The organism is Mesorhizobium sp. M2C.T.Ca.TU.002.02.1.1 (genome assembly GCF_003997225.1).
Map to the genome: position 1 here is coordinate 1 of NZ_RZTO01000298.1, position 6,672 is coordinate 6,672.

Annotated in this window: 4 protein-coding genes; 2 read left to right on the forward strand and 2 right to left on the reverse strand. The window is 63.9% G+C overall.

Translation table 11 applies throughout. The annotated features are described in order from the left end of the window. The coding region (gltB, locus tag EOD07_RS17140) for a glutamate synthase large subunit (RefSeq protein ID WP_127236310.1) at nt 1–3,334 on the reverse strand (3,334 nt) is incomplete at its 3' end. Nucleotides 3,335–3,823: 489 nt separating this feature from the next. Between gltB and EOD07_RS17145 the strand changes: the two genes are divergently transcribed. Continuing rightward, nucleotides 3,824–4,873 carry a low specificity L-threonine aldolase gene (locus tag EOD07_RS17145; protein ID WP_127236311.1) on the forward strand — a complete coding sequence of 350 codons (1,050 nt, stop codon included), beginning with the start codon at nt 3,824–3,826 and terminating at the stop codon, nt 4,871–4,873. Nucleotides 4,874–4,900: 27 nt separating this feature from the next. After that, the gene (locus EOD07_RS17150; protein ID WP_127236312.1) at nt 4,901–5,794 is read left to right on the forward strand and encodes an MBL fold metallo-hydrolase; all 894 of its coding nucleotides are present in this window, start codon (nt 4,901–4,903) and stop codon (nt 5,792–5,794) included. A 121-nt stretch (nt 5,795–5,915) separates the two neighbouring features. Here the strand turns inward: EOD07_RS17150 and EOD07_RS17155 are convergent, their stop codons facing one another. Beyond that, on the reverse strand, nt 5,916–6,383 hold the full coding sequence (locus EOD07_RS17155; RefSeq protein WP_127236313.1) for an Hsp20 family protein: 468 nt from the start codon (nt 6,381–6,383) through the stop codon (nt 5,916–5,918). Nucleotides 6,384–6,672: the final 289 nt, after the last annotated feature.

Below are 6,672 nucleotides of genomic sequence, written 5' to 3' on the forward strand. Positions count from 1 at the left end.
CGGCATGCTTGAGCGAGGTCAGCGGCGAAGCGCCGGTGCCGCCGTCATAGCCCGAGATAGTGATGTGGTCGGCGCGCGCCTTGGCGACGCCCGCCGCGACCGTGCCGACGCCGACTTCCGACACCAGCTTGACCGAGACGTCGGCCGCCGGATTGACGTTCTTCAGGTCGTAGATCAGCTGCGCCAGATCCTCGATCGAATAGATGTCGTGATGCGGCGGCGGCGAGATCAGGCCGACGCCGGGCGTCGAGTGCCTGACCTTGGCGATGGTGGCGTCGACCTTGTGTCCGGGCAGCTGGCCACCCTCGCCGGGCTTGGCGCCTTGCGCGACCTTGATCTGCATGACATCGGAATTGACCAGATACTCCGCCGTGACGCCGAACCGCCCCGAGGCGACCTGCTTGATCGCCGAGCGTTCCGGGTTCTTGCCGCCGCCGGGCAGCGGCAGATAGCGGTCGGCCTCTTCGCCGCCCTCGCCGGTGTTCGACTTGCCGCCGATCTGGTTCATGGCGCGCGCCAGCGTGGTGTGCGCCTCCCTGGAGATCGAGCCGAACGACATGGCCCCGGTCGAGAAGCGCTTGACGATCTCGGCCGCCGGCATGACGTCCTCGATCGCGACCTTCTTGCGGCCGGTCTCTTCGGCTGTTCTGATCTTGAACAGGCCGCGGATGGTCTGCGCCCTGGCTGTGGCGCTGTCGATCTGCGCCGAATACTCCTTGAACGTGTCCCAGGAGCCCTGCCGCACGGCGTGCTGCAGGCTGGCGACCGCATCGGGTGACCACATATGCGCCTCGCCGCGCATGCGGAACATGTACTCGCCGCCGACCTCGAGGTTGTTGCGCAACACCGGATCGCTGCCGAAGGCATCGCTGTGGCGGCTGAGCGTCTCGGTGGCGATCTCGTCCAGGCCGACGCCTTCGATCAGCGTCGCCGTGCCGGTGAAATACTTCTCGACGAAATCCGACTTCAGGCCGATCGCGTCGAAGATCTGCGCGCCGCAATAGGACTGGTAGGTCGAGATGCCCATCTTGGACATCACCTTGAGGATGCCCTTGCCGATCGACTTGATGTAGCGCGACACCACCTCGTATTCGTCGACCTCTTCCGGCAGCTCGCCGCGCTTGTGCATGTCGAGCAGCGTGTCGAAGGCGAGATACGGGTTGATCGCCTCGGCGCCGTAGCCGGCCAGGCAGCAGAAGTGATGCACCTCGCGCGGCTCGCCGGATTCCACGACGAGGCCGACCGCCGTGCGCAGGCCCTTGCGGATCAGGTGATGGTGCACCGCCGCCGTCGCCAGCAGCGAGGGAATGGCGATACGGTCCGGACCGACCTGGCGGTCGGACAGGATGATGATGTTGTAGCCGCCCGCGACCGCCGCCTCCGCCCGTTCGCAGAGCCGGTCGATGGCGCCCTGCATGCCGGCCGCACCCTCGTTCGCGCCGTAGGTGATGTCGATGGTCTTGGTGTCGAAACGGTCCTCGGTGTGGCCGATCGAGCGGATCTTCTCCAGATCGCCATTGGTCAGGATCGGCTGGCGCACTTCGAGCCGCTTGCGGCGCGACGTGCCGACCAGGTCGAAGATGTTCGGCCGCGGCCCGATGAACGACACCAGGCTCATCACCAGCTCCTCGCGGATCGGGTCGATCGGCGGGTTGGTGACCTGGGCGAAGTTCTGCTTGAAATAGGTGTAGAGCAGCTTCGACTTGTCCGACATCGCCGAGATCGGCGTGTCGGTGCCCATCGAACCCACCGCTTCCTGGCCGGTGGTGGCCATCGGCGCCATCAGGAGCTTGGTGTCCTCCTGCGTGTAGCCGAAGGACTGCTGACGATCGAGCAGGCTGACATCCTTGCGCAGCGCGCGCGGTTCGACCGGCTTCAAATCCTCCAGGATGAGCTGCGTGTTGGCGAGCCAGGTCTTGTAGGGGTGCTTGGTCGCGATCTCCGACTTGATCTCCTCGTCGGAGACGATGCGGCCCTTGGCGAGGTCGATCAGCAGCATGCGGCCGGGCTGCAGCCGCCACTTCTGCACGATCTTTTCCTCCGGCACCGGCAGCGCGCCGGCTTCCGACGCCATGATGACGCGGTCGTCGTCGGTGACGATGTAGCGCGCCGGGCGCAGGCCGTTGCGGTCGAGCGTGGCGCCGATCTGTCGGCCGTCGGTGAACACCACCGCCGCAGGCCCGTCCCACGGCTCCATGAGCGCCGCATGGTACTCGTAGAAAGCCTTGCGGTCCGCGTCCATGAGCTTGTTGCCGGCCCAGGCTTCCGGGATCAGCATCATCATGGCGTGGGTGAGCGAATAGCCGCCCTGGAACAGGAACTCGAGCGCGTTGTCGAAGCACGCCGTGTCCGACTGCCCCTCATAGGAAATCGGCCAGAGCTTCGAGATGTTGTTGCCGAACAGCTCGGAATCGACCGAGGCCTGGCGCGCCGCCATCCAGTTGTTGTTGCCGCGCACGGTGTTGATCTCGCCATTATGCGCGACCATGCGGTACGGATGCGCCAGCTTCCAGGACGGGAAAGTATTGGTCGAGAAGCGCTGGTGGACCAGGATCAGCGCCGTCTCGAAGCGCGGATCCGTGAGGTCCTTGTAATAGGCGCCGACCTGGTAGGCCAGGAACATGCCCTTGTAGACGATGGTGCGCGCCGACAGCGACACGCAATAGGCGCCGACATCCTTGTTGTCGTTCTCGGCATAGATGCGGCCCGAGATCACCTTGCGCAGCAGATAAAGCCGCGCCTCATACTCCTCGTCGTCCGGGATGTCGGCCGTGCGGCCGATAAACACCTGCCGGTGGAACGGCTCGGAGGCCATGATATCCGGCGCCTTCGACAGCGAAGAATTGTCGACCGGCACGTCGCGGAAGCCGATCAGCGGCAACCCTTCCGACTGCGCCGATTCGGCGATGATCTCCTCGATATGGGCGCGCAGCGCCGCGTCCTGCGGCATGAACCAGTGGCCAACGCCATATTGACCCGCCGGCGGCAGCTCGACGCCCTTGGCCGCCATTTCCTCGCGGAAGAAGCCGTCCGGAATCTGCACCAGCACGCCGGCACCGTCGCCGACCAGCGGGTCGGCGCCGACGGCACCACGATGGGTGAGGTTTTCCAGCATCGCCAGACCGTCCTCGACGATCCCGTGCGACTTCACGCCCTTCATGTTGGCGATGAAGCCGACCCCGCAGGCGTCATGCTCGTTGCGCGGATCGTAGAGGCCCTGGGCGGCCGGGCCGTTGGTGGTTCGGCCGGCTTTGGTCGGGACGGTACGTTTAACGGCTGCCGCTTTCGTCTGCGCGGCCCGGCCGTTGATCGCAGATGGCGTCAGTTCCGTCATCGTCCTATCCTCCGTTCTCCACCTTGGCCCCGACTATCTCAGGGCGCTGGTTTGCCTTGGGAAGCGAGAATGCTTCCCCTTCATCTTGCTGCACGTCTCGCGAAATCCATCGAACCATACGGCCATACGCCCGGTTCGCATCCGGTATCGTACAGGTCAGAGCCGGGCCGTCTACCCGCCGCTCGCGACAATGGCCGGAATGGCAGCGATGATACGCCAGTCCAGCCTGTTTTGTGCGACAAAATAAGACAGCACTACTGTCCTAAATTTTTTATGGCAGAAATCAGGGACCTACACAAGACCGATTCACAAAAAACTTGGGCGCGCCGCGACACAAAATTTCGTGACAAGCGCCGGAAACGCAAGCTTTGGTCCGGCCTTCGGGGCGACGCGCTGGCTTCACCGCTTTGCCGGCGATTGGCCCTTGCGCTTCGACCGCCGAAGCGGTCAAGTCCCGCCGCTTTTGCCAATCACGATATGGACCTCTCGATGTTCTTTGCCTCCGACAACTGGGCGGGCGTCCACCCCGACATCTCGGCCAACCTGTCGCGCCATGCCGCCGGCGTCGCCACCGCTTATGGCGACGGCGATCTGGACCGCGCCGTCTATCGCCGCTTCAGCGAGATTTTCGAGCGCGAGGTGCAGGTCTTCTTCGTCGCGACCGGCACCGCGGCCAACGCGCTTTCGATGGCTGCGTTGAACCGCATCGGCGGCATCGCGCTCTGCCATTCCGAGGCGCATATGAATGTCGACGAGTTCGGCGCGATGGGTTTCCATACCGGCGGCGCGCGCATGGCGCCGGTGCCTGGACCGCTGGGCCGCATGAACCCGGAGGCCCTCGACCGCGCCATCAAGCGCTATTCGCAGGATCTGGCCCCTGCCGGTCAGCCGATGGCGGTCACCGTCACCCAGGCGACCGAGGTCGGCACGCTCTACAGCATCGACGACGTCAAGGCGATCGCCGAGGTCAGCCGCCGCCACAAGCTGTCGCTGCACATGGACGGCGCGCGCTTTGCCAATGCGATTGCGGCGACCGGCGTCAGCCCGGCCGAAATGACCTGGAAGAGTGGCGTCGACCTCATCTCCTTCGGCGGCACCAAGAACGGCTGCTGGATGGCTGACGCGGTGGTGATCCTCAATCCCGAGATCGGCAAGGACCTGCGCCTGCTGCGTCAGCGTTCCGGACAGACCTTTTCCAAGGCCCGCTTCATCTCGGCTCAGTTCGAGGCCTATTTCACCGATGATCTGTGGCTGAAGATGGCTGGGCACGCCAATCAGATGGCAGCGCTTCTGGCCGAGACCATCGAGGACGCGCCGGCCGGCAAGCTCGCCTGGCTGCCGCAGGCCAACGAGGTGTTCGCCATCCTCACCCGCGAGACCGCCGACAAGCTGCAGGCGGCCGGCGCCAAATTCTACGAATGGGGCGTTCCGCAGGGTTTCGATGGCCATCTCGGCGACAAGGAAGCGATCTACCGCTTCGTCGCCAGCTTCGCGACGACGACGGGGGAGATCGACCGTCTCGGTCAACTGCTCGCCTGAGTTTCCCGCCATGACCGGTTTCCCGCCATGACCAGGTCGTCTCTCGGCTCGACGATGCGGCTGGTTCGCCCGGCGCCGAATGTGCTGGGCTTCTATGACGGCCGCGTCGATGGCGTCCGCATCTGGTCGGACGAACCGAATTGGCTCGACGACGGCGCTTATACGCTTGGCATCTGCACCTATGCGATCCTCGACGGATCGCAGGCGCTTGTCTACGACACGCACATCTCCCTGCCGCATGCCCGCTTCATCCGGCGAACGCTCGAACAGATGGGAGTGACTTCGATACGCGTCGTTCTCAGCCACTGGCATGACGACCATATCGCCGGCAACGAAGTATTCCAGGATTGCGAGATCATCGCCAACCGCCTCACTGCCTCGGCGCTCGAACGGGGCCGCGCCGAGATCGAGGGTGGAAATCCGCCGATCAAGCCGCTCGTCCTGCCCAACAGGATGTTCGAGGACAGCCTCAGCCTTGCGGTGGGAGCGATCCCGATCGAACTGCGCCAGGTCGAGATCCACAGCCATGACGGCACGGTGCTGCTGATGCCCGACGCCGGCCTGTTGCTGGCTGGCGACACGCTGGAAGACTCCATCACCTACGTCTCGGAACCGGAACGCCTTGCCGAGCATCTGATCGATCTCTCGCGCATGGCCGGTTGGCAGTTCGATCGGATACTGCCCAATCACGGTTCCTTGCAGGCAATCGAAGCGGGGGGCTATGACAGAAGCCTCATCGCTGCCACACAGGCCTATATTCGCAAGCTGCTCGCCTGTCGGCATGCCCCGGACCTGGCAAGGCAGGATCTGAAGACTTTCGGCGCCGACATATTTGCCGCGACGGCAACCGAATATTTCGCGCCATACGAAGCCGTTCATCGGCATAACGTCGCGGCTGTCCTCGCGGCAGGCAACCGGTAGGTCAGGCCGGGAAAGGCCGCAGCAACAGAAGGCTCGTTGCCGGCGGCACAATAAAAAGCGGCGCCTCGCGGCGCCGCTTCCGTCTCGGGAGGGAGACGTTATCTGCGATGGAGACCGCGGATTACGCGGCGGCTTTGGCCTCGATCTGCTTGCCCTTGTCCGAGGACGAGGTGATCGCGATCTTGCGCGGCTTCAGCTCCTCGGGAATGTTGCGCTTGAGGTCGACGAAGAGCAGGCCGTTCTTCAGCGTGGCGCCTTCCACTTCGACGTGGTCGGCGAGCTGGAAGCGGCGCTCGAAGGACCTCGAGGCGATGCCGCGATAAAGCAGCTCCGAACCCTCGCTGTTGTTCTCTTCCTTGCGCTCGCCCTTGACGGTCAGCACGTTGCGGTGGGCTTCGATCGAGATTTCGTCTTCCGAGAAGCCGGCGACGGCCATCGAGATGCGATAGGCGTTCTCGCCGGTGCGCTCGATGTTATAGGGCGGGTAGGTCTGCGCGCTCTCGGGCTGGCCGAGCGAATCGAGCATGGTGAACAGCCGGTCGAAGCCGACGGTCGAACGATAAAGCGGGGAAAAATCAACGTGACGCATAAGGTGTTCTCCTGTTGAGCAACATGGTTTGCGTATGACCCGGTGCGAAACCCTCGCAAGGCGTTCCGGATAGGCCAGCGGCCCCGACATCGGCGGCCGCAACCTTCATTTGGGAAGCTCAAAAAGCCATTTCAAGGCTTTCGCGTCGGTCGCAATGCAGCCACGTTGATGAATGGTGGATGAACCGCGGTTTCGGCATCCGTTCAGCCAGGCCTCGCTACGCTTTGGCCAAGGTCGAGCAATTCCGGAAAACTGTGAAGCGGTTTTCCGTCCGGAATTGCCTCAAGAC